Raw genomic sequence first — 371 nt, forward strand, 5'->3', positions numbered from 1 at the left:
CGCCGCTGCAGGCGATCCAGAGCGCCACCATCAATGCCGCCGAGGCGCTGGCGCGCAAGGATGTCGGTGTGGTCGAGGCCGGCAGGTTTGCGGACATGGTGGCGGTGCAGGGTGACCCGACCGTGGATGTGCGGCTGCTGGAAGCGCCGGCGGTGGTGATCCAGGGCGGAACTGTCGTCAAACGCAGCCTTCCCTGAATCTGGTATTCAAGGTGCGACCGGCTCGAATGGGGCTGCAATCGGCCCCTGGCAATCCCCGAATGGGCGCACAGGATTGGACCAATCAGAAGAAAGTTGAAAATTGAACGAGATCCAGATTCGCTACAACCCTTCCGCTCCGACAATCGGTCGTTTATCTCGACGATCTGGATG

Annotated in this window: 1 protein-coding gene; it reads left to right on the forward strand. The window is 61.2% G+C overall.

Going from position 1 to position 371, the window contains the following annotated elements:
- Nucleotides 1–197: amidohydrolase family protein (locus ACNKXS_RS15140; protein ID WP_417921609.1), on the forward strand; the 197-nt coding region annotated here is incomplete at its 5' end.
- Nucleotides 198–371: the final 174 nt, after the last annotated feature.

The organism is Christiangramia marina (assembly GCF_048285865.1).
Classification (GTDB): domain Bacteria; phylum Bacteroidota; class Bacteroidia; order Flavobacteriales; family Flavobacteriaceae; genus Christiangramia; species Christiangramia marina.